The organism is Xanthomonas sp. WHRI 8393 (genome assembly GCF_040203315.1).
GTDB lineage: Bacteria > Pseudomonadota > Gammaproteobacteria > Xanthomonadales > Xanthomonadaceae > Xanthomonas > Xanthomonas arboricola.
The window spans coordinates 295,106-319,059 of sequence record NZ_JBEGGL010000002.1 but is presented as its reverse complement, the minus strand read 5'-3'; the positions used below and the strand labels follow the sequence as shown (position 1 = coordinate 319,059).

Genomic DNA, 23,954 nt, shown 5'->3' with positions numbered 1-23,954 from the left:
CACCGGCGCGCCTTGACAACACGGCCGCATGACCCTGCTTTGACCGATTCCCCAATCCCGATTCCCGATTCCCAGCTCCAATCCCTGCTCCCGACTAATGCGATAATCGGCTGTCCCCCGCATTACGCCTGCCATGACCCGCACCGCACTCGTCACCACCGCCCTGCCCTACGCCAACGGGCCGCTGCATCTTGGCCATCTGGTCGGCTATATCCAGGCCGACATCTGGGTGCGCGCACGCCGGCTGCGCGGCGACAAGACCTGGTTCGTCTGCGCCGACGACACCCACGGCACGCCGATCATGCTCGCCGCCGAAAAGGCCGGGGTCACCCCGGAAGCCTTCATCGCCAACATCCAGGCCAGCCATGAGCGCGATTTCGCCGCGTTCGGGGTGACCTTCGATCATTACGATTCGACCAATTCGCCGGTCAATCGCGCGCTCACCGAAGCCTTCTACACAAAGCTCGAGGCCGCCGGTCACATCAGCCGCCGCTCGGTGGCGCAGTTCTACGACCCGGCAAAGGGCATGTTCCTGCCGGATCGCTACATCAAGGGCATCTGCCCCAACTGCGGCAGCGCCGACCAGTACGGCGACAACTGCGAGGTCTGCGGCGCCACCTACGCGCCGACCGAGCTGAAGGAGCCCAAATCGGTGATCTCCGGCGCCACGCCGGAGCTGCGCGACTCGGAGCATTTCTTCTTCGAAGTAGGCCATTTCGATGGATTTTTGCGCGAGTGGCTGGCCGGCGATGTGGCGCTGCCCGGGGTCAAGGCCAAGCTCAAGGAATGGCTGGACACCGAAGGCGGCCTGCGCGCCTGGGACATCTCGCGCGATGCGCCGTATTTCGGCTTCCAGATTCCCGGCCAGCCGGGCAAGTATTTCTACGTGTGGCTGGACGCGCCGATCGGCTACCTGTGCAGCTTCAAGACGCTGTGCGCGCAGATGGGCGAAGACTTCGATGCGCATCTGGTGGCCGGCACGCAGACCGAGCTGCATCACTTCATCGGCAAGGACATCGTCAATTTCCACGGCCTGTTCTGGCCGGCGGTGCTGCACGGCACCGGCCATCGCGCGCCGACCCGGCTGCACGTCAACGGCTACCTCACCGTGGACGGCGCCAAGATGTCCAAGTCGCGCGGCACCTTCGTGATGGCGCGGACCTTCCTGGACGTGGGCCTGGAACCGGAGGCGCTGCGCTACTACTTCGCGGCCAAGTCGTCCGGCGGCGTGGACGACCTGGACCTCAACCTGGGCGATTTCATCGCGCGGGTCAATGCGGATCTGGTCGGCAAGTTCGTCAACCTGGCCAGCCGCTGCGCCGGCTTCATCGGCAAGCGCTTCGACGGCAAGCTGGCCGACGCCCTGCCCGACCCGGCACAGTACGACCGCTTCGTCGCCGCGCTGGCGCCGATCCGCGAGGCCTACGAGCGCAACGATGCGGCCAGCGCGATCCGCCAGACCATGGCGCTGGCCGACGAGGCCAACAAGTACATCGACGACACCAAGCCGTGGGTGATCGCCAAGCAGGACGGCGCCGATGCGCAACTGCAATCGGTGTGCACGCAGGGCCTGAACCTGTTCCGGATCCTGGTGGCCGCGCTCAAGCCGATCCTGCCGCGCACCTGTGCCGAGGCCGAAGCCTTCCTGTCGGCACCGATGACCAGCTGGGAAGACGTCGCCCGCCCGCTGACCACCCACGTGATCCAGCCCTACACCGCCCTGTTCACCCGTATCGACCCCAAACTGATCGACGCCATGACCGACGCTTCAAAAGACACCATGGCCGCACCTGCGGCACCCGCTGTCACTACCGCCAAGCCCGCCCCGTCTAAGGCCGAGACGAAACCGGCGGCCGTTGCCAATCCCCAATCCCCGACCGCCACTTCCAACCTCATCGGCATCGACGATTTCGCCAAGCTCGACCTGCGCATCGGCAAGGTGCTGGTGTGCGAATTCGTGGAAGGCTCGGACAAGCTGCTGCGCTTCGAACTGGATGCCGGCGAACTGGGCAAGCGCCAGATCTTCTCGGGCATCCGCGCCAGCTATGGCGAGCCGGAAGCGCTGGTCGGCCGCAGCGTGGTGTTCATCGCCAACCTGGCCCCGCGCAAGATGCGCTTCGGCATCAGCGAAGGCATGATCCTGTCGGCCGGCTTCGACGGCGGCGCGCTGGCACTGCTGGACGCCGATAGTGGTGCGCAGCCGGGGATGCCGGTGCGGTGAGGCGGGATTGGGGGGCGGGATTGGAGAATCGGGATTCGGGATTCGTAAAAGCCGGAGCTGATTGTTGAGGGAGACCTGACACGCGTGCCTGGCCCGACCGCTCATCCGCCCCTGCGGGGCACCTTCTCCCGAAAGGAGAAGGAACAGACACCACGCCTCCAACCAATCCCCACTCCCAACTCCCCAATCCCCGCCCCCATGCACCTGGCCCTGTTCGACTTCGACCACACCATCACCACCTGCGACAGCTATGCGCGCTTCCTGCGCAAGGTGGCGACGCCTGCGCAGCTGGCGACGGCGAAATGGCAGGCCGGTCTCTGGGTGTTCGGCTATCGGATCGGGCTGGTCTCCGCACACGCCTTGCGTGCGCGCGTCACGCGCCTGGTCTTCAGTGGTCGCTCGCTGGACGAGATGGCCGCCCATGGGGCTGACCATGCACGCAACGCATTGCCCGGGATGTTGCGCGCCGAGATGATGCGACGCATCGACTGGCACCAGGCACAGGGGCATGAAGTCGTGCTGGTGTCGGCATCGCTGGACCTGTATCTGCAGCCGTGGTGCGCCCAGCATGGCCTGTCGTTGATCTGCAACAAGCTGGGACACCACGCCGGCGTGCTGAGCGGGCGCTATGCAGACGGCGATTGCGGCCCGCACAAGGCTGCGCAGATCCGCCTGCGCTACGACCTGTCGCACTACGCATGCGTGCATGCCTACGGCGACAGCCGCGAGGACAAGCCGATGCTGGCGCTGGCGCAGCAGCGCTGGTATCGCGGCAACCTGCTGCACTGACATGCACATCGCAACGCCCGCCTCATCGCCCGATCTGGTCGAACGCCTCGACCGCCTGCTGCCGCAGACCCAGTGCGGCCAGTGCGGCTACGACGGCTGTCGCCCGTATGCGCACGCCATGGCCAACGGCCAGGCCGATGTCGATCACTGCCCGCCCGGCGGCGACGCCGGGGCACGCGCGTTGGCGCACGTGCTGCAGCGTCCGGCACGCCCGTACGATCGCAGCCGTGGCAGCCACACGCCGCCGCAGGTGGCCTGGATCGTGGAGGCCGACTGCATCGGCTGCACCAAATGCATCCAGGCCTGCCCGGTGGACGCCATCGTCGGCGGCGCCAAGCACATGCATACGGTGATCGCCGCGCTGTGCACCGGTTGCGAGCTGTGCCTGCCGGCCTGCCCGGTGGACTGCATCGCGCTGCACCCAGGCAGCTGAGCGGCTGGCGAGGCGGCATGCCGCGTCAAACGCAACGCCTGCCAGCGTTGCGCGCATCTCACCGCGACGCGATCCCTGACCAACGGCACCGGCCGCCAACGACGCCCTGTTTGTCAGGAACGTCCTGACGCGTCCGGCGCATCCGTGTTGCGGATGCGCTCGTATTGGTAGGCACTCCCATCGAGGAATCCGCCGATGCGCCCATTCGCCGCCGCCGTTGCCGCGCTCGCCACCGTCTGCCGGCCGATTCCGCCGTTGCTGCTGCTGGTGCTGGGCGGCCTGCCACTGAGTGCGGCTGCGGTCACCCGCGTAGATGGCGATGCCTTCGATGGCGACAGCGGCGCGTTGCGCTATCGCGAGTCGCACTGGCTGCTCGACGATGGCGGACGCGTGGTGCTGTATCGCTGCCCGGATGGGCGCCCGTTCGCGCGCAAGCAGGTCGATGGCGGCGGCAGCTCGCCCGACTTCAGCCTGATCGACGGCCGCGACGGCTATCGCCAGGGCGTGCGGCAACGCAACGGCGTGCGCGAGATGTTCCAGCAGGAGCCCGGCAAGGCCGAGCAGCGCACGCCATTGCCGGCCGACGACGGCCCACGCGTGATCGATGCCGGCTTCGATGCCTACCTGCGCAACAACTGGGAGGCGCTCGCCAGCGCGCCGCAACGCGTGGACTTCGTGCTGCCCAGCCTGCAACGCCAGTTGGCGTTTCGTGTCGAGCGTATCGGCGATACCGGCGGCGAGCGGCGGTTTCGCTTGAGCCTGGATGCCTGGTACGGCGCGGCGGTGCCCTCGCTCGAAGTGCGTTATTCCATCGCCGACAAGCGCCTGCTGCAGTTCCGTGGCGTGGGCAACCTGCGCGACGCGCGTGGCCGCTATCCGCACGTACGCATCGTTTTTCCGGACACCGCTGCGCGTGCCGTCGGCGCCGATGAACTGCGCCAGGCGCGCGAGCAGCCGCTGGCCAAGAGCTGCAGCGCCCCGTGAACCAGACACCTGCCATCTTCACGTTCGACCACACGCGGTTGCGTACAACGGCCCGGTCACTTCTTCCCCATACAGGACCATCGCCATGGCCAAGGCCTACCTCTGGATCAACGCAGTGCTCTACGTCGTCCTGGCAATCTGGTGCACGCTCTCGCCGGCCAAGACCGCCAATGCCGTGGGTTACACCCAGCTCTCGCCGGCCGGGCAATCGGAATACCTGGTCATCTATGGCGGCCTGCAGCTGGGCATGGCGTTCCTGTTCGGCTACTTCGCCTGGATCGATCAACCGCGCACCGGCCTGCTGGTCGCACTCGCGTTCTACGTGCCGATCGTGCTGTTCCGCAGCGTCTCGCTGGCGCGCCTGTGGCCGGTCTCCGCACCCACGGTGGCATTGGCAGGCGTCGAGATCCTGCTGCTGCTCGCGGCAGTGCTGCTGTGGTTTCAGCGCAAGTGAAGGACAGCGTCAGCACAGTCCGGTAGCATCGCCCCCACCTCAGACAACGCCCGACCGCATGAGTGCCATCCCTGGCCACGACGACGATGAAACCGGACGACTGCTGACCGCAACCGCGGGCGGCGACCGGCATGCCTTCGAAGCGCTGTACCGGCAGACCTCGCCGAAACTGTTCGGGGTCTGCCTGCGCATGATCCCGCAACGTGCCGAAGCCGAAGAGGTGCTGCAGGACGTGTTCACGCTGATCTGGCACAAGGCCGGGCAGTTCGATCCCGCCCGTGCACGCGGGCTCACCTGGCTGGCGATGATCGCGCGCAACAAGGCCATCGATCATCTGCGCGCCAATGCACCGCAACGCCGCAACGTGGCGCTGGACGATGCCGGCGAACTGCGCGCCGGCGATGCCTCGCCGCTGGAGCGCACCGAGCGCGCCAGCACGCGTCGCCGCATCGACCATTGCCTGGCCGAGCTGGAGCCGCCGCGCAGCGAATTGATCCGCACCGCGTTCTTCGATGGCATTACCTACGAAGAACTCGCCGCGCGCACCGACACACCGATCGGCACGGTCAAGAGCTGGATCCGCCGCGGCCTGGCCAAACTCAAGGCATGTCTGGAACGATGAGCACGCCCTTTCCCATTGACCAGGAACCGCCGCGCGACGTGCTGGCCGGCGAATACGTGCTGGGCCTGCTCAGTGCCGACCAGCGCCTGGCTGCCGAACAACGCGTCGCCACCGACGGCCAGTTCGCCCAGGCGGTGACGCAGTGGCAGGAACATCTGGCGCCGTTGCTGGACGAGATCGCCGCAGTGACGCCGCCCGGCCAGGTCTGGGCACGCATCCGCCAGACGCTGGGCTTCGATACGCCGTTGCATGCGGTGGCCTCCGCGCCATCGGCAGCGCCGCCGTCAGGCACGCCAAAGCCAGCGGTGTGGAACAGCGTGCGGTTCTGGCGCTGGGCAAGCGCCGCTGGCCTGGCCACTGCCGCGGTCTGCGTGCTGGCGCTGCTGAACCTGCGCACGCCGCCGGCAGCGGTGCAGCCGCCGCCGGGCACCGGCCCGGTGGTACAGACACCGGTGACGCCGCCTGCAACCACCACCGCGCCGGCGACCGGCATCGCGATGACCTCCACGCTGGCCACCGAAGACGGCCGTCCGGGCTATGTCGCCTTGATGGATGCCGACAAGCACACCATCACGGTGACGCCGCTGGATCGCACCGCCACCGCCGACAAGGTGCCCGAGCTGTGGCTGATCACGCCGGACGGCAAGGCCCATTCGATGGGTACCTTCGACGACCAGCGGGCACGCCGCGCGCAGATTCCCGATCAGCTGATGCCCATGCTCAGCAACGAGGCCATCCTGGCCGTCACGCTGGAGCCGCCAGGCGGCGCACCGGGCGGCATTGCCACCGGGACCGTGGTGGCCAAGGGCGGCATCAGCACACTGGCAATGGCGCCCTGATCCGGCGCGCCTGACGCCGCCTGCGACCACGTCGCAGGCGGCGGCCTCCAGGCAACAGCCTCATCCGCCTCGACCCTGGCGTGCGCCGTTGAATGTGTGCGCAATTGCGCGATTCGTTCGCACCGGCACGCCAACTGTGCGCACGCATGCGACGATCAAACCGGCTGGTGCATCTGTTTGCCGGCGGCGTCCGTAAAGGGTCACGACTACACACGGAGAACCACGCGTGCCGAGTACTGGCTTTGACCCACATGCCGCGCCGCCGCAGCCTGCCGACACCCGCCGTCGCGGGTGGCTCGCAGCACGCACCGGCAGCCTGCGTCGTTGGGTGGATTCGCAAACCGACGAGCCGCTGGACGAAGCACGCGCAGACCGCATCGACTGGCTGCGCGCCCTGCCCTTCATCGCGCTGCACCTGGCCTGCCTGGCGGTGTTCTGGGTCGGTGCGTCCTGGTTCGCGGTCGGCATGGCGGTGGCCTTGTACGCGCTACGCATGTTCGCGCTGACCGGGTTCTATCACCGTTATTTCTCGCACCGCGCGTTCAAGACCTCGCGCGTGCTGCAGTTCCTGTTCGCGGCCATCGGCGCCACCTGCGTGCAGCGCGGGCCGCTGTGGTGGGCCGCGCATCATCGCAACCATCACCGCCATACCGACACCGGCCGCGATCCGCATTCGCCGGCGCAGCACGGCTTCTGGTGGAGCCACACCGGCTGGTTCCTGACCCCGCGCAACTTCCGCACCGATTGGGAGGTCATCCCCGACCTGCGTCGCTTTGCCGAGCTGCGCTTTTTGGACCGCTTCGACATCGTGATGCCGGTGCTGCTGGCGATCGGGCTGTACCTGCTCGGCGACTGGCTGGCGGTTGCCGCGCCCGCGTTGAAGACCAACGGTGCGCAGCTGCTGGTGTGGGGCTTTGTGATCTCCACCGTGGCCTTGTTCCATGCCACCTTCACCATCAATTCGCTGGCGCACCGCTTCGGCAGCCGGCGCTTCGACACCCGCGACGACAGCCGCAACAACTGGCTGCTGGCGCTGCTCACCTTCGGCGAAGGCTGGCACAACAACCACCACTTCTTTCCCGGCTCGGCGCGCCAGGGCCTGCGCTGGTGGGAGTACGACGTCACCTGGTACGGGCTCACCGCGATGTCGTGGGTGGGCCTGGTGTGGGACCTCAAGCCGATGCCGAAATCGCTCACCCAACGTGCCGAGCGGGTGAGCCGATGAGCGAGGGCAGGATTGCCGTGGTCGGCAGCGGAATCGCCGGCCTAGGCGCAGCGTGGCTGTTGTCGCGCCGCTACGAGGTCAGCTTGTTCGAGGCCGCCGATTATCTGGGCGGGCACACGCATACACACGACATCCAGCTGGACGGCCAGCGCTATGCGGTGGACAGCGGCTTCATCGTGTTCAACCCGCAGCACTATCCGCTGCTCACGCGCATGTTCGCCGAGCTCGACGTGGCCGCGCAGCCGACCACGATGAGCTTCTCGGTGCACGATGCGCGCAGCGGGCTCGAATACAACGCCGGCAGCCTGGGCGGGCTCTTCTGCCAGCGCAGCAACCTGCTCAGCCCGCGCTTCTGGGGCATGCTGGCCGACCTGCGGCGCTTCTACCGGCAGGCACCGGCAGTGCTGCACAGCGAGGAGCGCTTCAGCACGCTGGGCGCGTATCTGCAGCGGCATGGGTACTCGGACGCGTTTCGCGACCAGCATCTGGTGCCGATGGCCTCGGCGTTGTGGTCATCGCCCTCGCAACGCATCCTCGAATTCCCGATGGGCCAGCTGATCGGCTTCATGGCCAATCACCACATGCTGCAGCTCAGCGGGCGTCCGCAGTGGCAGGTGGTGCGCGGCGGCTCCAACAGCTATGTGCGTGCGCTGCGTCGGCGCTGGCAGGTGCTCGAGCGCCTGTCCACGCCGGTGCATGCGATCCGGCGCGCGCCCAACGGCGTGGTGCTCAGCTCCCTGCGTGGCGAGGAGCACTTCGACAACGTGGTGCTGGCCTGCCATGCCGACGATGCCCTGGCCTTGCTCAGCGATGCCACAGCGGCCGAGCAGCAGATCCTGGGCGGCATCACCTACCAGGACAACGACACCGTCCTGCACACCGACGCCAGCGTGCTGCCGCGCGACCGCCGCGCCTGGGCAGCGTGGAATGCGCATGTGCCGGCCGACCCGCAGGCGCCGTGCACGGTCAGTTACTGGATGAACGCCCTGCAGTCGATCAAAGCGCCGCAGCCGTTCATCGTTAGCCTCAATCGCGACCACGACATCGCTCCGGACAAGGTGCTGCGGCGCATGCGCTACCGCCACCCGGTACAGAACGCCGCCGCGCTCGCCGCGCAGACGCGCAAGGCCGAGATCCAGGGCCTGCAGCACACCTGGTTTGCCGGCGCGGCATGGGGCTTCGGCTTCCATGAGGACGGCCTGCGCAGCGGCGTGGACGTGGCCCGTGGCCTGGGAGTGGACTGGTGATGCAGCTGCTGCGCGAAGCCAGCTCCGATGCGGTACCGCTGCCTCCGGGCGAGGACAGCGGTGCCGGCAGCGTGGCCGGCACACTGCGCAGCGCGATCTACACCGGCTGGGTGCGGCACCGTCGGTTCGCGCCCAGGGCGCTGGCGTTCCGCTACCGGCTGTTCCTGATGTACCTGGATCTGTCCGAGCTCGATGCGGTGTTTGCCCGCCGTTGGCTGTGGTCGGTGGGGCGCGCCAACCTGGCGCAGTTCCGGCGCAGCGATTATCTCGGCGATCCAAACGTTCCGCTGGACCAGGCCGTGCGCGATTGCGTGCAGACCCAGACCGGCGAGCGCCCTGATGGCGCGATCCGCCTGCTCACGCATCTGCGCTACTTCGGCCATGTGTTCAATCCGGTCAGCTTCTACTACTGTTTCGATCGCCACGGTGGCCTGCGCTGGATCGTTGCGGAAATCACCAATACGCCCTGGCAGCAGCGCCACACCTACGTGCTGCCGGTCGCGCAGGCGCGCACGCATCGCGACGTGCATGCCTGGCGCTTCGACAAGCGCTTCCATGTCTCGCCGTTCATGGGCATGCAGCACCAGTACGACTGGCGTTTCAGTGTGCCGGATGCGCAATTACGCGTGCATATGCAGGTGCTGGATGCACCCGGCGGCGATACGCCGGCCGCTCATCCTGACGCCGGTGGCGCAGGCAGCGAGCGCGGCACGCGCCGCTTCGATGCCACCCTGGTTCTGCAACGCCAGCCGCTCAACGCACGCACCCTGGCGCGCACGCTGCTGGCCTACCCCTTGATGACCGTGCAGGTGGTGCTGGCCATCCACTGGCAGGCCCTGCGCCTGTGGCTGCGCGGCAACCCCGTCCACGATCACCCTCATCCGCCTGTGCGAGAACCCCGATGAACGCCACGTCCCTGCCCGACACCGCTGCGCCGCGCGCGGCTTCCTGGACGGACCGCCTATTGCGCAAGCGCCTGCTGGCTACGCTCGGCGAGCTGCATGATGGACAGTTGCAGCTGCACGAAGCCGATGGCGTCACCACCCTCGGCAACGCCAGTGGTGCGGATGCGCTGCAGATGCAGTTGCGCGTCATCGACCCCGGCTTCTATCGCCAGGCCGCGCTCAACGGCAGCGTCGGTGCCGGCGAGTCGTACATGGACGGGCAATGGCAATGCGACGATCTGGTCGCATTGATGCGCCTGCTGCTGCGCAATCGCGAGCGCTTGGATGCGATGGAGACCGGCACCGCGCGGCTGGGCGGCTGGGCGATGCGCAGCCTGCATGCGTTCGCACGCAATACCCGCAGCGGCAGCCGGCGCAACATCGCCGCGCATTACGATCTGGGCAACCCGTTGTTCCGCCTGTTCCTGGACGAGAACCTGATGTATTCCTCGGCGATCTTCGTCGAGGGCGAAGAAGCCCAGGGCGAGGCCGCCCTGGAGCGCGCAGCCACACGCAAGCTGGAACGCATCTGCCAGAAACTGCGGCTCGGCCCGCAACACCATGTGGTGGAAATCGGCACCGGCTGGGGAGGCTTTGCGCTGCACGCCGCACGCGAGCATGGCTGCCGCGTCACCACCACCACCATCTCGCGCGAGCAGTTCGAACTGGCGACCCAGCGCATCGCCGCGGCCGGCCTGAGCGACCGGGTCACCGTGTTGCTGCGCGACTACCGCGATCTGGACGGCCGCTACGACCGGGTGGTGTCGATCGAGATGATCGAGGCGATCGGCCATCAGTATCTGGACACCTACTTCGCCAAGGTCGGCAGCCTGCTGGCCGACGATGGCGAGGCGCTGATCCAGGCCATCACCATCGAAGACCATCGCTATGCGCAGGCGTTGCGCTCGGTGGACTTCATCAAGCGGCACATCTTCCCCGGCAGCTTCATTCCGTCGGTGGCGGCGATGACCGGCGCGATCGCACGCGCCAGCGACCTGCGCCTGTTCAACCTGGAAGACATCGGGCCGAGCTATGCGTTGACGCTGCGCGCCTGGCGGCAGCGCTTCATGGCGCAGCTGCCGCAGGTGCGCGCGCTCGGCTATGACGAGCGCTTCATCCGCATGTGGGAGTTCTATCTGGCCTATTGCGAAGCCGGTTTCCTGGAACGCTCGATCGGCGATGTGCATCTATGGCTGAGCAAGCCGGGCGCACGCCCGCCGCAGTTCGTGCCCGGCCTTCCCGTTGACGCATGAAGCAGCTCGGCAACTATCTGGGCCTGCAGGTGCTGTGGCTGGTGGCCGTCAGCGCCGCTGCGCATGCGCGCATCTGGCCCACCCTGCTGGTGCTGGCGCTGTTCGCGCTGTATCAGCTGTGGCCGTCGCGGCGTGCGCCGGGCGATCTGCAATTGCTGGTCGCCGCGCTGTCGCTGGGCTTGCTGCTGGACACCACGCTGGCCGCCGCAGGCTGGGTGCGTTATGCCGCGCCGTGGCCGGGCACCCTGCTGGCGCCGGCCTGGATCCTGGCGTTGTGGCTGGGCTTTGCGCTCACGCTCAATCATTCGCTGGCGTCGGTGATGCAGCGGCCGTGGCTGGCGGTGCTGCTGGGCGCGATCTTCGGGCCGTTTTCGTACTGGTTGGCGCAACGCAGCTGGCAGGCGGTGCAATTCCAGCCGCCGCAGCTGCATGCGGCGGTCGCGGTCGGCATCGGCTGGGGCGTGGCCTGCGGTCTGTTGTCGCTGTATGCACGCCGCCTCGCGCGACCATCGCCTGAACACCTGAGGGGAGAACTGCAATGAATGCCTGGCCGCTGCTGCATGTGGGCGTGTTTGCGAGCGTGGTGATGGTGGTCGGCTGGCTGTGGCAACGCCGCAGCGGCAATGCCGGCCCGGTCGACGTGCTGTGGGCCGCGTGCCTGGCGGTGGCGGCGCCGTATTGCGCGTGGATGTCCGATGGCGCGCTGCTGCCGCGCGTGCTGGTCGGCGTGCTCGGCGGTGTCTGGGGCGCGCGCCTGGCGTTGCATCTGGGCGTGCGCGTGTTCGGCGACCCGCACGAAGATGGCCGTTATCGCGCCCTGCGCGAGCACTGGAACGGCGACCAACGCAAATTCCTGGGCTTCTTCCTGGCGCAGGCGGTGGTCGTGGTGCTGTTTTGTGTGCCGTTTCTGGCCGCTGCCAGCAATCCGACTCCGGCCTGGAGCGCGTGGAGCACGCTGGCGATTGCGGTGTGGTTGATCGCGGTCGGTGGCGAAGCCCTGGCCGACCGGCAACTGTCTGCGCACAAGGCCAACCCGGCCAATCGCGGCGTCACCTGCCGCAGCGGATTGTGGCGGTATTCGCGCCATCCCAACTACTTCTTCGAGTTCGTGCACTGGTTCGCCTATCTGGCGCTGGCCGTCGGTGCCGGGCCGTGGCCGCTTGCCCTGGCTGCGCTCGGGCCGGTGGTGATGTTCGTATTCCTGTATCGCTTTACCGGCATTCCCTACACCGAGCAGCAGGCGCTGCGCTCGCGTGGTGAGGACTACGCGCAATACCAGCGCAGCACCAGCGCGTTTTTCCCACTTCCCCCTTCGTCCTGAGTCGCCTGGAGAGTCGTATGTCCACTGTCACCATCCCGCCCTCCTCGCTGCCCGAAGAATCCTTCGCCACCCGGCTGGCCGAATCCGGCGTGCTCCCCGACGCCGCACTGCGTTACGGCATCCGCCGGCTGTGTGCGCAACGTCTGCGCGATGAGCGTACCGGCGGTGCCGACGCCAGCGGCGAGCGCCAACGCGCCTTCATCGACAGCCTGCGTGCCAGCGCCATCGCGATCGAAACCGATGCCGCCAATCGCCAGCACTACGAATTGCCGCCGCAGTTCTTCACCCTGTGCCTGGGCCGCCGGCTCAAGTACAGCAGCTGCTACTGGGACGCCACCACGCCGGATCTGGATGCGGCCGAAGAACGCATGCTGGCGCTGTACGGCGAGCGCGCCGAACTGGCCGATGGCCAACGCATTCTGGAGCTGGGCTGCGGTTGGGGCTCGCTGACCTTGTGGATGGCCGAGCGCTATCCCGGCGCCACCATCACCGCGGTGTCCAACTCGCGTCCGCAGCGCGCGCACATCCTGGAGCAGTGCCGGGTGCGCGGATTGAGCAACGTGCAGGTCATCACCGCCGACGTCAACGCGCTGGCGCTGCCGCCGGGCAACTTCGACCGCGTGGTGTCGGTGGAGATGTTCGAACACATGCGCAACTACCGCGAGCTGCTGGCGCGCGTCGGCAGCTGGCTGGCGCCAGGCGGCAAGCTGTTCGTGCATATCTTCTGCCACCGCGACCTGGCCTACCCGTTCGAAGTGGCCGGCGAAGACAACTGGATGGGACGGCATTTCTTCACCGGCGGGCTGATGCCGGCGGCCGATACCCTGCTGCATTTCCAGCAGGACGTGGTCATCGAACAGCGCTGGGTGCTATCGGGCGAGCATTACGAAAAAACCGCCAACGCCTGGCTGGAAAACCAGGACCGCCACCGCCAGCAGATCATGCCGCTACTGCGGCAGACCTATGGCGACGATGCGCAGCGCTGGTGGCAGCGCTGGCGGATGTTCTGGCTGGCCTGCGCCGAGCTGTTCGGTTACGACCAGGGCCGCGAATGGGGCGTGGCGCATTACCGCTTCGTCAAACGCTGATTACGCACGCGCGCGCATCGAAACGACGAGGCGGCCCGCGTAAGTGAAGCGCGACATGTCGGCGTTCCACGCATGGGGTGCGCCGACAAGCGCGCTGGCGGTCCTGCCAAGCAAACGTGTGAGCGGTTCTTCGCCGCTGTCGTCCACCAACGCTGCGCTGCATGTCCGAGCGCATATGCGCAGATGACGCGACGTCGGCGCGCGATCGTGCCGCGCGCCGCGTTGCGATCAGCTCGCCGCGGCGGTGATCACGATTTCCACCTTCCATTCCGGCCGCGCCAGTCTGGCTTCGACCGTGGCCCGCGCCGGGGTGAAGCCGTGCGGCACCCATTCGTCCCAGGCCTTGTTCATGCCGTCGAAATCGGCGATGTCGGCCAGGAAGATTTCCGCACGCAGGATCTTGGTCTTGTCGCTGGCCGCCTGCGCGAGCAGCCGGTCGATTTCGCCCAGCACCTGGCGGGTCTGCCCGGTGATGTCTTGGCTGGTGTCTTCGGCAATCTGGCCTGCCAGGTAGCACACGCCGCCATGGACGGTCATTTCCGACATCCGCGGACCCGCATCGAATCGCTGCAGCATTTTCAGACTTCCTACGGTTGATTGACCCGGGCATTGTCCCGCGAATGCGGCAAACGTGCAGCCCCGGCGCGCACGTGCTGCGCCAACCACGCCCCCACCCGCACCATCCAGGCCACGATCAACACGATGGCGCTCTTCTGGCTGATGCCCAGCGGCGCGCCGGTGACCGTGACGTGGAACAGCAACACCGCAAATGCGCACAGCCCCAGGCCGAACGCGGCGGCGAAGTGGCGTTGCCACATCCGGTCGCGGCGGAAGTACCAGGACTGCAGCAATACCGCCGCGATCACGCACAGAAACGTCATGTCGGCCGAGAGCAGGTGCACCGGCACGGCCGCGTCGGGCGCCAGCTCCGGCATCCAGCTATCGCCGATCGACACCATGCACAGGCCCACCGCCGCCGCCCAGAACAGCCCCACCACGGCGCGGCTGCGCGCGGGCGGTGCAAGTGCCGCATGCAGGCCCAGCGCCATCCACGCCATCGCCGCAGCCAGCACGCAATAGGCCGTGCGCAGCAGCAGGCCGTAGGCACCGTGCAGATACGCGCTCAGCTGTGCGTCGATCCAGTCCAGATCGCCGCGCAGCGATTGCAGCAGCAGGATCAAGGCGATGAAGGCCAGGCCCATGCAGGCGGCGACTGCGCCGGCCTGCCCGGCCCAGCGTGGCGGGCAGGCCGACCCGGGTGGCATCACAGTGCCGCTGTTGTGTTGATCTTCCATCAGCAGCCTGTCTGTGTTGCAACGGTCATCGTGTCCATGTCGGTCTCCTGCGGCACGCGGGCGCGGCGATGCCCTATGATGCGCGCGGCCGTCCTGAGCCGACACCTGTCGGCGCGACCGAACCCTGCGTTCACCTCATTCGGCATCCGTGCGATCACCCTGCATGTACCTTGACACCGACCGTCCCATGCAGAGCAACCGCCCGCGCGGCACGCACCGTGCATGTGCCCTTCTTCCCCTTCAGCAGATCCCGTTTCCCTCATGACGGATACCTCCGTGTCTTCCCAAGCGCCGGCCAGCGGGTGGCGCCGCGCCTTGCCGGTGATCATCAGCCTGGCAATCCTGGCAATGGCGCTGCACGCGCTGTCGGGGCAATTCACCGACCATGGCTATCGGCAGATCCGCCAGGCCTTCCGCGCCCTGGGTGCCGGCCAGATCGCGCTCACCCTGTTGCTGGGCTTGAGCAGCTACGCCTGCCTGGTGGGCTTTGACTGGGTCGGGCTCAAGCGCACCGGCAAGCGGCTGCATCCGGCGCGCGTGGGCATCACCGCCTTCATGGCGCATGCGGTGGGGCAGACGCTGGGCTTTGCCGCACTGACCGGCGGCGCGGTCCGCCTGCGCGGCTATGGCAGCGTCGGGCTGACCCTGGCCGAGATCGGCCAGGTGGTGCTGATGAGCACGCTGGGCTTCGTCTTCGGCGCCTGGGTGTTGCTTGGCCTGGCGCTGCTGCTGGAACCGGAAGCGGCTGCACGTGCCTTGCCGATCACCGCAGAAGGCATCCGCATCGCCGGCATCGCCTTGCTGGTCGGCTACGTCGCGATGCTGGGGCTGGTCGGCAGACAGGGCCGCGAATTCGGGATCCGCAGTCATCGCTTCTGGCTGCCCGACCGCACCACGGTCCTGGGCGTGACCGCGCTGAGCGTGGTCGAGCTGGGCCTGGCCGCCGCCGCGTTCTACGTGCTGCTGCCGCCGGACCCGGGTACCGGCTACTTCGGGTTTATCGGCATCTGGCTGGTGGCGGTGGTCGCCGGGCTGATCTCCACGGTGCCGGCCGGCCTGGGCGTGTTCGAGTGGAGCCTGCTCAAGCTGCTTCCGCATGTCACCCCCGCCGCGGTGCTGGCCGCCGCGCTGGCCTACCGGGTTACCTACTACATCGTGCCGCTGCTGATCTCGGTGGCGATGGCGGCAGCCTCCGGCCTGGGCGCACCGGTGCGCGCCAGCGCCAGCACCGCACGCACGGTATGGAAGGCCTTGCGCCCGTGGTTGCCGCAGATCCTGGCGTTGGCGGTGTTTGCGGTGGGCGCGGCGCTGGTCATCGACGGCACCTTGCCCACTCCGCGCGCGCGCCAGGAAGTGGCGCCGCTGCCGCTGATCGAAACCTCGCACCTGCTGGTCAGCCTGGGCGGCATGGTGCTGCTGCTGATCGGCCAGGGCCTGCAACGGCGCAGCCATGCGGCCTGGGTGCTGGCGCTGGGCGTGTGCATCCTGCTGCCGCCGCTGTCGCTGTTGCGCGGCAGCCATATCTCGGTGTCGTTGTCGGCGGCACTGGCCGCAGTGGCGCTGTGGGCGGCACGCCGCGAGTTCTACCGCCAGGGCGCGCTGCTGGACGAAGCCTGGTCGTGGCGCTGGCTGAGCAACCTCGGCCTGGTGCTGGTGGCCACGTTCTGGCTGCTGTTCTTCGTCTACAGCCACGTCGAATACAGCAACGACCTGTGGTGGGAATTCGCCACCTCGGCCAACGCGCCACGCGCGCTGCGCGCGGCGCTGATCCTGTGCGTGGGCGTGATCGTGTTCGGCATGGCGCGCCTGCTGCGTGGCGGCCGCCGCCCGATGCCGTCCGCCGATGCGCAGACCCTGCAGACGCTGGCGCCGATCCTGGCCATCAGCACCGACACCCAGGCATGTCTGGCGCTGACCGGCGACAAGGCCTTCCTGCTCGACGAGCAGGGCCGCGGGTTTGTGATGATGCAGCGTTACGGTGGCTCGCTGATCTCGATGGGCGACCCGGTCGGCCCGCCGGAGGTCGCGCGCGCCCTGATCTGGCGCTTCCGCGAGGAGGCCGACCATATGGGCCTGCGCCCGGTGTTCTACCAGGTCGGCGAAAAATACTGGCAGACCTATCTCGACATGGGCCTGACCCTGGTCAAACTGGGCGAAGAGGCGATCGTGCCGCTGGAAGGCTTCACCCTGGAAGGCCGCGACCGCGCCGATCTGCGCCAGGCCTGGAACCGCGGCAAGCGCGGCGGCCTGACCTTCCGCATGCTGCAGCCCGAACAGGTGGACGCAGTACTGCCGCGCCTGTCCGAAGTGTCCGAACAATGGCTGGAAGAAAAGTCCGGCGAAGAGAAGGGCTTCTCGCTGGGCAGCTTCGATGCGGACTACCTGCGCCGCTTCCCGGTGGCAGTGGCCGAGGCGGAGGGCGAAATCGTGGCCTTCGCCAATGTGTGGTGGGCGCCGGCCGGCGGCGAGCTGTCGGTGGACCTGATGCGGCACAGCGCGCAGGCACCCAAGGGCACGATGGATTTCCTGTTCATCGAGCTGTTCTTGTGGGGGCAAGCCAACGGCTATACGCGCTTCTCGCTGGGCATGGCACCGCTGTCGGGCCTGGCCGAGCATCGCCTGGCCGGCCGCTGGAATCGCTTCGCAAGCCTGGTCGCACGTCATGGCGAGCGCTTCTATGGCTTCAGCGGCCTGCGCCGCTTCAAGTCGAAGTTTGCCCCGACCTGGCGCCCGCGTTATCTGGTCGCGCCCGGTGGCATGCATCTGCCGGCGGCGCTGCTGGATGTCACCCGATTGATCTCGGCGGATCCGGGCCGGCAGGAGTAAGGCCGCTCGATACCTGCGGTTTTACGCGAATGCCTGCGGGCGCCTGCACGTGTGCCTGAAGGCATTGCTCGCCGATCAGCAGTGGCAACGCTGGGAGCGTGGTGCCGCGTCCGGGGGCGGGACCGTGTGGCGACATGGATGTCGCCACCGAGCCTCCAGGGATGGATTTACGGCGTGTCCCGACACCGGATGCGGCGCCGCGACGCCGACCGACCCCGTACACCGATCAATCTTGCGCACGGCATCTGGGGGTTCCACGCGAATGCTTCGGTCTACTGCGGGCCCTTGCACGCGTACCGGTGTGGGACACGCCGCAAGTACGTCCATGTAGGCTCTGGCGCGGCATCCATGCCGCTCAAGGTCCCACACCGGCACCCGCGCAAGCACCACCGGTTGTTGTCGGTTGCTGAAAGAAATGCGGAGGGCCTTCGAAGTGTCACCATCGCCGGCGACGTGGCAGCAGATAGATGGCTCACCGATTTGCATTGGCCACAGACTGCATAGGCAGCCGCACGTGCTTTGAAAGCATTGCTTGCCGATCAGCAGTGGCAACGCTGGGAGCGTGGTGTCGCGTCCGGGGGCGGGACCGTGTGGCGACATGGATGTCGCCACCGAGCCTCCAGGGATGGATTCACGGCGTGTCCCGACACCGGATGCGGCGCCGCGCCGCCGACCGACTCCGCACACCGATCAATCTGTGCAGAACATCTTTCGTTTACGCGCGAATGCTTCGGTCTGCCGAGGGCGCTTGCACGCGTACCGGCGTGGGACACGCCGCAAGTACGTCCATGTAGGCTCTAGCGCGGCATCCATGCCGCTCAAGGTCCCACGCCGGCACCCGCGCAAGCACCACCGGTTGCTGTCGGTTACGGAAAGAAATGCAGGGGCCTGCTGGGCTGCAGGGGGGCCAAACCGAACGGTGACGACCGGGTTGTTGACCTGTGTCGGCCTGGAGTCGGGCCGAACCAGGTCAGACATGCCGCGCTCGCTTACGGCTTCGACAGCGCGTGTAGCTGCTCCATGATCACTTTGGCCAGGGTCGCGTAATCGCCCTTGAAGTGATGATCACCCGGCAGCGCGACCCGCTTGGCGGCCTGCGCCGGCAGGCTTGGGCAGAGCGCGTCCTGGTCGTCCTGGCCGTAGATGCACACGGTGGTGCCAGCGGGCAGCCGCTGCACTTCCGGCGCGATCGGCAGGCCTTCGTCGTCCGAGCCCAGCCAGTTGCTGACATGGAATTCGTAATCGGCCAGCTTGCCCACCGACAACAGCGCGGTCATGCGCAGGTTCTGCTTGGTCTGCGCCGGCAGCTTGTTGATTGCGGCCGGCAACACGTCCGCGCCCTGCGAGAAGCCGATCAGCACCACCCGCTGGCGTTGCCAGCGCTGCGCATAGAAACGCGCGATGCGATCCAGATCGGTGGCAAAGCCCTGCGGCGTGCGCTCGGTCCAGAAGTAACGCAGCGAATCCAGGCCGACCACCGGAATGCCCTGCGCGGCCAGGGCATCAGCAACCTCTTCGTCCAGACCCGCCCAGCCACCGTCGCCGGAGACGAAGATCACGAAGGTGTCGTCGTCGCTGTCGCCATCGGGCTTGGCCGGCAGCTCCACCACCGGAAGATCTTCCAGCCCGCCCGGCGGCGGCGGCAGCGCCACGCCCTTCTGCTCGCCCAGCGAACGTGCCGCCGCGCGCAGGCCCGGCAGGATGTCGCCCTGCGCCGAACGCGTGAACGTGCGCGCCTGCGGCACCTGCTTGAGGAAGCCGTCTTCGGCCGCGGCCGGGCAACGCTTGTCCTGGCTGCCGGCAAGCACCCAGGGAATCTGCAACGGCACCGGCAGCAGCGTGTTGCTGCCCGGGCGCACGCCCGGCTGGCAGATCGCCTGGTCGGACACCGTCGCCGGGCAGAGCCCGTCGGTCAGCACGCCGGCCAGCACATGCGGCTTGGCTTGCGCCGCGATCGCATAGGCCAGCGCAGCTCCCTCGCCGTCGCCGACCAGCAGCGGCAGGCGGTAGGTGGGGATGTGGTAGAAGGCCTGCACGTAGCGCGAGAAATTTTCCACATCGCCGACCGAGAACGCGCAGGTACCGCCGGCCTTGCGCAGCACCGCGTAAAGATGCGCGGTATCCACCATCGCCACCATCGCGCCATCGGCACGCAGGCTTTCCGCCTGGGTCTGGCGCTTGACGTTGTTGCCGGTGCCGGTCAGCCAGATCACCACGCGCTGTGGCTCGCCCTTGGGCATCAGCACCGGCACCTGCTCGAAGCGGCCGTGGCTCACTGGCTGCATGGTCTGCGCAGCCGCCATGCCCGATAGCGTCAACACCGCCGCGCCGCAGAGCGCGCTCCACATCTCAAGTCGTCGCATGTCGCACCATCGGGAAAAGTGGTTCAAAGATAATCGTTCCAGGCGGCCACGCGAAGCGCGGCGCTTCGCTTATCGCGCATGTGCTCGCTGGCGCGCTTCCCAGGCGGCCAAGGCTTGCCGGTAGCGCGCCAAGTCTTCCGCGTACAGATCGTGCACGCACAGCGGGCAACCGCTTTCGCAGCACTCGTTGGGCGCAGGCGGCTCGGGTGGCTGCGGGCGTGGATCGTGATCGGAAGCTGCGCGGTCGTGCATGCGCGCATTGTAGCGTGCGCCACGGCCGCGCCTGGATGAATCACGGCGCGCAGCGTGCCAGGTCAGCGCCCCAGTCGCCGGCGCAGATTGGCCCGCGCCGCGGCGTCGCAGCGCGCATGGAAGTAGTCGCTCAGGAAGATGCGCGGACGCTCGAGCAGGCCGGCCAGAAAGCGCCTGCGGTTGAGCCGAAACAGCAGGCTGGGGACATGCCCGCGGTACTCGGCGGCAATGCCCTCGTCATACGCATCGAACACCGCTGCCGGTGCGGCCAGGATCGCCATGTCGCAGTCCAGGAACAATGCCGCTTCGGCGTCCACATCCGCCGGCTGCAGTTGTCCGTGGCGTGCGGTGAGCAGAATCAGGCGCTGCACGCGCTGCAGATCCACCGACGCCTGCGGCCACCAGCGCGGGATGCAGTCCATCGCCCAGTTGGCGGATTCTGCCTCATTGTCGCTGCGTCCGGGCTGATACACCGCATCGTGAAACAGCACCGCCAGCCAGACCTCGACCGGCTGCTGCCAACCCGGCCCGGCGGCGACCTCGGCGTAGTGCTGCAGCAGCGCACGCACATGGCCGAAGTGGTGATAGGCGCGCGGCGGCGTGGCATAGGCCTGTTCGAGCGCGGCCAGGTGCTCGGGCTGCAGTGGCAGTGGTGTGGTGGTGGCATCCATGCACGCAGGCTACCGCGTACGCATCTGCCTGCACATCAGCGCAGCGCCCACTGCCCCTCGATCTGGTAACGCGACTGGCCCAGGAAGCTGCGCACCAGCGCGAACTCGCGCACCGTCCACGCCAGCGCATCGCAGCGCCGTTGCGGCAATGACTGGTTGCAATACAGCAGCGTCATATGCGGCGTGTACTGCGCGTCGCCGGCAATGCCCGCATGCGCCAGCTGCCGGCCCAGCGCGCCCTGCAGTTCGTACAGCCCGCGCACCTTGTCTTCGCCACGCAGCACGCATGGCAGCTGCGAGCGCCGTCCCCCGAAAGTGCCAACCCGATCGAACTCCACCTCGAACGCATCCAGCACCACACGCTCGGCTGCCTGACTGGCGCGGCTCACCAGCGAAGGCGGCAAGCCGCCCGCGTAATCGCCCAGATGATGCAGGGTCACATGCAAGCGCTCGCGCGCCAGCGGCTTGCCATCGACATGACCATTGTGCAGCAGCCCATCGGCGATCGCCGCAGCGCGTTGGGCGGTGACCGCATCGGCCATCACCGCAAAGAACAGGCGCTCGGTGGTCTTCTCCTCACCGAGGCCGAGCGACAACTGCGCCTCGGCCGAGGACAGGTACAGAAACTGCTGTTGCATGGGCTGATTCCACGACCGCGTACGCGGACCTGCCGGGAAGAAGGGCGGCGGATACTAGCAGACCAGATGCATGTGTGACACGCATTCAACGCCAATGCAAAAACGTGGAACGCGTGCAATGCGTGGAACAACAACCGCGCAGCACTGACCACGCGCGACACAAAAAGAAACGGGCAGCTTGCGCTGCCCGTTTCCGCCTTTATCGGTTCACTCCGCAAGCTGCATCACCTGGATGCGCCTGGGTCACGCACGCAGCTTACGCGGCGTTCTTCATCGCATGCTTGCGGTTACGCATCACGTCGTGACATGCGCGCACTTCCGGCAGCAGACGCAGTGCGGCGTCGCGTGCGGCGGCCGGGGTATCCTGGTCGGCGATGGTTTCGTCGAACGCCTTCAACAGGCGATCTTCGGACTCTTCCAGCTCGGCGACGTAGCCGTACTTGGTATCGCCCAGCGTAGCGCGCACCTTGCCGTAGAACTGCTGCATGCTGCCGACCATGGTGCCGCTGGTTTCCGGCTTGCCGCCGACCGATGCAACCACACTGCTCAGATTGCTGACGATGTCGGACTTCACGCCGGCGATGCGGCGGAACAACGTTGCAAGTTCCGCATCACCCACCTTGGCGGCCGCTTCTTCGTAGAAGTCCTTGCCGTCGCGGGAAATGGCGATGAGGTCGTTGAGGCTATGCTCGGTCTTGCTCTGAATGCTCATGTGTCGCTCCTGGTTGCGATGGGCCAGCGCTGCGCAAGTTGTGGATGCGTTTGCGCTGGCTTTCGGGGATGAGGCAATCGATGTGCTGATTGCATGCCTTGGCCTTGTGTACGAACTTAGCTTGGCGGGACACACATAATCGACATGTGAGTGATGTGGTGATTGTCCTCACGCGATCATGCAGGCAATGAATGGCGATTCATCGATGCCAAGAGCAGGTCAAACCTACCTTGGCTGCCGGCTCGCCCACATATTGTCGACCAGGTTGGGATAGGGGCGACCGGCCTCCTCTGCGCGCTGCTTGGCAGCGGCTTTTTGGCTTGCGGTCAGCGGCGTGGAGGCGGAGTTACCCTTGGGCTTGCCGCGCTTCCAGGGCGGTGGCGTGTGTTCGGTCATGGCGCTGTACGGTCCGCTTGCAGTGAAGCGTGCAGTCTCGACGTGCGCTCGTGAGTTGGCCGTGGATATGGCCTTGCGTCCTGCACTGACCAACGTGGCAACCAGCACGCCTTCTGCCAACTCTGCCACTCATCACTCCAACTGCAGCAGGCAGTGCAGGCCGGCAGCGCCTCAGCAGCTCGCCAGCGACGCGCGCTGGCGGCGCTCCTGCCAGACCGCCAGCGCATACACCAGCAAGCCGCCCAGCGCAGTGGCCGCGCCCACGTAGCCGGTCGAGGTCCAGCCCCACCCGGCGGTGATCGCCATACCGCCCAGCCACGGGCCCAGCGCATTGGCGGTATTGAATGCGGCATGGTTGGACGCCGCTGCCAGGGTCTGCGCCTCCGCGGCCACATCCATCAGGCGCGTCTGCAGCGCAGGTGCCAGTGCGCCCATGGTGCCGACCGCCACGATGGACACAAACACCCACAGGCCCGACTGCGCAGCCAACGGAAAGGTCAGCATCACCACCACCGACCACACCAGCAATACCGGCACCGCGCGGAACTGCATGCGGTCGAACAGCCAGCCGCCCAGGATGCTGCCGAGCACGCCGCCGACCCCGAACGCCACCATCGCCAGCGGGATCCGCGCCGGCTCCACGCCGGTCACCGCGGTCAGGGTGGGCGCCAGATAACTGAAGACGCAGAACATGCCGGAAAAGCCCACCGCGCCGATCGCCAGGGCCAGCCATACCTGCGGCTGATTGAACGCGCGCAGCTCACGCAGCGGCTGTTGCCGCGGCTCGTCCGGCGCGGGCGGCAGGCGCGCCGCCACTGCCGCAACCGTGCACAGCGCAAGCACCGACACCGCCGCGTAGGCCCACCGCCAACTCACGATCTGACCCAGCCAGGTCGCCAACGGATTGCCGACCAGCAAGGCAATGCTCAGGCCCAGCAACACCCGCCCCACCGCAGTGGCACGTTGGTTGGGCGGGCTGATCGACGCGGCCACCAGTGAAGCGACGCCGAAGTACGCGCCATGCGGCAAACCAGCGATGAAACGGCACAGCAACATCGTGTGATAGCTCGGCGCCAACGCGCTCGCCAGATTGCCCAGCGCGTAGAACACCATCAACAGCAGCAACAAGGTGCGCCGCGGCCAGCGCGCGCCAATGATCGCCAGCAACGGTGCACCGACCACCACGCCCAGCGCATAGGCGCTGATCACGTGGCCGACCTGCGGCTCGCTGATCTGCAGGCCCTGCGCGATCTGGGTCATCAGGCCCATGGTGGAGAATTCACTGATGCCGATCGCAAAGCCGCCCATCGCCAACGCAAACAGAATCAGCACGTAGTCGCGCCGTGATACGCGCGGCGTCGAAAGATCGGTATCGGACATG

24 protein-coding genes are annotated in these 23,954 nt (G+C 67.3%); 15 read left to right on the top strand and 9 right to left on the bottom strand.

The features are described 5' to 3' along the window. Positions 1 to 133 precede the first annotated feature (133 nt). The 14 genes from metG to ABQ137_RS07235 all read left to right on the top strand — a co-directional run bounded on the left by metG (position 134) and on the right by ABQ137_RS07235 (position 13,420). Positions 134 to 2,221, top strand: coding sequence for a methionine--tRNA ligase (gene metG, locus ABQ137_RS07300; RefSeq protein ID WP_349781768.1), 2,088 nt, complete (start codon positions 134 to 136; stop codon positions 2,219 to 2,221). Positions 2,222 to 2,419: 198 nt separating this feature from the next. Next, positions 2,420 to 3,010, top strand: a complete 591-nt coding sequence (locus tag ABQ137_RS07295; RefSeq protein WP_349781766.1) for an HAD family hydrolase — start codon at positions 2,420 to 2,422, stop codon at positions 3,008 to 3,010. A gap of 1 nt (position 3,011) precedes the next feature. After that, complete coding sequence (gene rnfB / locus ABQ137_RS07290) at positions 3,012 to 3,443, top strand: Rnf electron transport complex subunit RnfB (protein WP_049818222.1); 432 nt, start codon at positions 3,012 to 3,014, stop codon at positions 3,441 to 3,443. 195 nt (positions 3,444 to 3,638) lie between these two features. Next, entirely contained in the window at positions 3,639 to 4,427 is a 789-nt protein-coding gene (locus ABQ137_RS07285) for a hypothetical protein (RefSeq protein WP_184379932.1), read from the top strand. 85 nt (positions 4,428 to 4,512) lie between these two features. Continuing rightward, positions 4,513 to 4,881, top strand: coding sequence for a DUF4345 family protein (locus tag ABQ137_RS07280; RefSeq protein WP_024940530.1), 369 nt, complete (start codon positions 4,513 to 4,515; stop codon positions 4,879 to 4,881). Between the two features lie 58 nt (positions 4,882 to 4,939). Next, positions 4,940 to 5,503, top strand: a complete 564-nt coding sequence (locus tag ABQ137_RS07275; RefSeq protein WP_024940529.1) for a sigma-70 family RNA polymerase sigma factor — start codon at positions 4,940 to 4,942, stop codon at positions 5,501 to 5,503. Continuing rightward, positions 5,500 to 6,342 (top strand): anti-sigma factor, encoded by an 843-nt coding sequence (locus ABQ137_RS07270; RefSeq protein WP_184433995.1) that lies wholly within the window; start codon positions 5,500 to 5,502, stop codon positions 6,340 to 6,342. The genes ABQ137_RS07275 and ABQ137_RS07270 overlap by 4 nt, the downstream gene beginning before the upstream one ends. Before the next feature lie 226 nt (positions 6,343 to 6,568). Continuing rightward, positions 6,569 to 7,567, top strand: a complete 999-nt coding sequence (locus ABQ137_RS07265; protein ID WP_024940527.1) for an acyl-CoA desaturase — start codon at positions 6,569 to 6,571, stop codon at positions 7,565 to 7,567. After that, entirely contained in the window at positions 7,564 to 8,814 is a 1,251-nt protein-coding gene (locus ABQ137_RS07260) for an NAD(P)/FAD-dependent oxidoreductase (RefSeq protein ID WP_184516690.1), read from the top strand. The genes ABQ137_RS07265 and ABQ137_RS07260 overlap by 4 nt, the downstream gene beginning before the upstream one ends. Beyond that, on the top strand, positions 8,814 to 9,719 hold the full coding sequence (locus ABQ137_RS07255; protein WP_349782344.1) for a DUF1365 domain-containing protein: 906 nt from the start codon (positions 8,814 to 8,816) through the stop codon (positions 9,717 to 9,719). Before ABQ137_RS07260 ends, ABQ137_RS07255 begins: the two co-directional genes overlap by 1 nt. Further along, positions 9,716 to 11,011, top strand: a complete 1,296-nt coding sequence (locus tag ABQ137_RS07250; protein ID WP_349781762.1) for a class I SAM-dependent methyltransferase — start codon at positions 9,716 to 9,718, stop codon at positions 11,009 to 11,011. Before ABQ137_RS07255 ends, ABQ137_RS07250 begins: the two co-directional genes overlap by 4 nt. After that, complete coding sequence (locus tag ABQ137_RS07245) at positions 11,008 to 11,553, top strand: DUF2878 domain-containing protein (protein ID WP_047128427.1); 546 nt, start codon at positions 11,008 to 11,010, stop codon at positions 11,551 to 11,553. The genes ABQ137_RS07250 and ABQ137_RS07245 overlap by 4 nt, the downstream gene beginning before the upstream one ends. Next, the gene (locus ABQ137_RS07240) at positions 11,550 to 12,332 is read left to right on the top strand and encodes a DUF1295 domain-containing protein (protein WP_047124205.1); all 783 of its coding nucleotides are present in this window, start codon (positions 11,550 to 11,552) and stop codon (positions 12,330 to 12,332) included. The genes ABQ137_RS07245 and ABQ137_RS07240 overlap by 4 nt, the downstream gene beginning before the upstream one ends. A 17-nt stretch (positions 12,333 to 12,349) precedes the next feature. After that, positions 12,350 to 13,420, top strand: coding sequence for an SAM-dependent methyltransferase (locus ABQ137_RS07235; protein ID WP_047130759.1), 1,071 nt, complete (start codon positions 12,350 to 12,352; stop codon positions 13,418 to 13,420). 228 nt (positions 13,421 to 13,648) lie between these two features. On the opposite strand, the gene ABQ137_RS07230 is transcribed toward ABQ137_RS07235, so the two are convergent. Together ABQ137_RS07230 and ABQ137_RS07225 are read right to left on the bottom strand one after the other, a co-directional pair. Continuing rightward, positions 13,649 to 13,996, bottom strand: a complete 348-nt coding sequence (locus tag ABQ137_RS07230) for a RidA family protein (RefSeq protein WP_024940520.1) — start codon at positions 13,994 to 13,996, stop codon at positions 13,649 to 13,651. Between the two features lie 11 nt (positions 13,997 to 14,007). Then, on the bottom strand, positions 14,008 to 14,715 hold the full coding sequence (locus ABQ137_RS07225) for a DUF998 domain-containing protein (RefSeq protein WP_024940519.1): 708 nt from the start codon (positions 14,713 to 14,715) through the stop codon (positions 14,008 to 14,010). A gap of 261 nt (positions 14,716 to 14,976) precedes the next feature. Between ABQ137_RS07225 and mprF the strand changes: the two genes are divergently transcribed. After that, positions 14,977 to 17,541 (top strand): bifunctional lysylphosphatidylglycerol flippase/synthetase MprF, encoded by a 2,565-nt coding sequence (gene mprF / locus ABQ137_RS07220; protein ID WP_065031816.1) that lies wholly within the window; start codon positions 14,977 to 14,979, stop codon positions 17,539 to 17,541. Between the two features lie 989 nt (positions 17,542 to 18,530). Here mprF and ABQ137_RS07215 read toward each other — a convergent pair. The 7 genes from ABQ137_RS07215 to ABQ137_RS07185 form a co-directional block, all read right to left on the bottom strand. Continuing rightward, entirely contained in the window at positions 18,531 to 19,904 is a 1,374-nt protein-coding gene (locus tag ABQ137_RS07215; protein WP_349781759.1) for a virulence factor, read from the bottom strand. Between the two features lie 69 nt (positions 19,905 to 19,973). Then, the gene (locus tag ABQ137_RS07210; protein ID WP_016903504.1) at positions 19,974 to 20,156 is read right to left on the bottom strand and encodes an oxidoreductase-like domain-containing protein; all 183 of its coding nucleotides are present in this window, start codon (positions 20,154 to 20,156) and stop codon (positions 19,974 to 19,976) included. A gap of 62 nt (positions 20,157 to 20,218) precedes the next feature. Further along, positions 20,219 to 20,827 (bottom strand): HD domain-containing protein, encoded by a 609-nt coding sequence (locus ABQ137_RS07205; protein ID WP_102581111.1) that lies wholly within the window; start codon positions 20,825 to 20,827, stop codon positions 20,219 to 20,221. A gap of 35 nt (positions 20,828 to 20,862) precedes the next feature. Beyond that, positions 20,863 to 21,465, bottom strand: coding sequence for a 2'-5' RNA ligase family protein (locus ABQ137_RS07200; protein ID WP_184627404.1), 603 nt, complete (start codon positions 21,463 to 21,465; stop codon positions 20,863 to 20,865). Positions 21,466 to 21,721: 256 nt separating this feature from the next. Continuing rightward, positions 21,722 to 22,177, bottom strand: coding sequence for a PA2169 family four-helix-bundle protein (locus tag ABQ137_RS07195; RefSeq protein ID WP_024937995.1), 456 nt, complete (start codon positions 22,175 to 22,177; stop codon positions 21,722 to 21,724). A gap of 225 nt (positions 22,178 to 22,402) precedes the next feature. Then, positions 22,403 to 22,702 carry a hypothetical protein gene (locus tag ABQ137_RS07190; protein WP_184380521.1) on the bottom strand — a complete coding sequence of 100 codons (300 nt, stop codon included), beginning with the start codon at positions 22,700 to 22,702 and terminating at the stop codon, positions 22,403 to 22,405. Between the two features lie 42 nt (positions 22,703 to 22,744). Next, entirely contained in the window at positions 22,745 to 23,953 is a 1,209-nt protein-coding gene (locus tag ABQ137_RS07185; protein WP_039528349.1) for an MFS transporter, read from the bottom strand. Between the last annotated feature and the right edge of the window lies 1 nt (position 23,954).

Bases quoted from the DNA above. Each gene is read 5' to 3' on its own strand.
- ABQ137_RS07260 (WP_184516690.1), top strand. From the start codon at position 7,564: ATGAGCGAGGGCAGGATTGCCGTGGTCGGCAGCGGAATCGCCGGCCTA.
- ABQ137_RS07270 (WP_184433995.1), top strand. From the start codon at position 5,500: ATGAGCACGCCCTTTCCCATTGACCAGGAACCGCCGCGCGACGTGCTG.
- ABQ137_RS07295 (WP_349781766.1), top strand. From the start codon at position 2,420: ATGCACCTGGCCCTGTTCGACTTCGACCACACCATCACCACCTGCGAC.
- ABQ137_RS07255 (WP_349782344.1), top strand. From the start codon at position 8,814: ATGCAGCTGCTGCGCGAAGCCAGCTCCGATGCGGTACCGCTGCCTCCG.
- mprF (WP_065031816.1), top strand. From the start codon at position 14,977: ATGACGGATACCTCCGTGTCTTCCCAAGCGCCGGCCAGCGGGTGGCGC.
- ABQ137_RS07275 (WP_024940529.1), top strand. From the start codon at position 4,940: ATGAGTGCCATCCCTGGCCACGACGACGATGAAACCGGACGACTGCTG.
- ABQ137_RS07245 (WP_047128427.1), top strand. From the start codon at position 11,008: ATGAAGCAGCTCGGCAACTATCTGGGCCTGCAGGTGCTGTGGCTGGTG.
- ABQ137_RS07280 (WP_024940530.1), top strand. From the start codon at position 4,513: ATGGCCAAGGCCTACCTCTGGATCAACGCAGTGCTCTACGTCGTCCTG.
- ABQ137_RS07210 (WP_016903504.1), bottom strand. From the start codon at position 20,156: ATGCACGACCGCGCAGCTTCCGATCACGATCCACGCCCGCAGCCACCC.
- ABQ137_RS07250 (WP_349781762.1), top strand. From the start codon at position 9,716: ATGAACGCCACGTCCCTGCCCGACACCGCTGCGCCGCGCGCGGCTTCC.
- ABQ137_RS07200 (WP_184627404.1), bottom strand. From the start codon at position 21,465: ATGCAACAGCAGTTTCTGTACCTGTCCTCGGCCGAGGCGCAGTTGTCG.
- ABQ137_RS07225 (WP_024940519.1), bottom strand. From the start codon at position 14,715: ATGGAAGATCAACACAACAGCGGCACTGTGATGCCACCCGGGTCGGCC.
- rnfB (WP_049818222.1), top strand. From the start codon at position 3,012: ATGCACATCGCAACGCCCGCCTCATCGCCCGATCTGGTCGAACGCCTC.
- ABQ137_RS07185 (WP_039528349.1), bottom strand. From the start codon at position 23,953: ATGTCCGATACCGATCTTTCGACGCCGCGCGTATCACGGCGCGACTAC.
- metG (WP_349781768.1), top strand. From the start codon at position 134: ATGACCCGCACCGCACTCGTCACCACCGCCCTGCCCTACGCCAACGGG.
- ABQ137_RS07205 (WP_102581111.1), bottom strand. From the start codon at position 20,827: ATGGATGCCACCACCACACCACTGCCACTGCAGCCCGAGCACCTGGCC.
- ABQ137_RS07230 (WP_024940520.1), bottom strand. From the start codon at position 13,996: ATGCTGCAGCGATTCGATGCGGGTCCGCGGATGTCGGAAATGACCGTC.
- ABQ137_RS07240 (WP_047124205.1), top strand. From the start codon at position 11,550: ATGAATGCCTGGCCGCTGCTGCATGTGGGCGTGTTTGCGAGCGTGGTG.
- ABQ137_RS07285 (WP_184379932.1), top strand. From the start codon at position 3,639: ATGCGCCCATTCGCCGCCGCCGTTGCCGCGCTCGCCACCGTCTGCCGG.
- ABQ137_RS07195 (WP_024937995.1), bottom strand. From the start codon at position 22,177: ATGAGCATTCAGAGCAAGACCGAGCATAGCCTCAACGACCTCATCGCC.
- ABQ137_RS07215 (WP_349781759.1), bottom strand. From the start codon at position 19,904: ATGCGACGACTTGAGATGTGGAGCGCGCTCTGCGGCGCGGCGGTGTTG.
- ABQ137_RS07235 (WP_047130759.1), top strand. From the start codon at position 12,350: ATGTCCACTGTCACCATCCCGCCCTCCTCGCTGCCCGAAGAATCCTTC.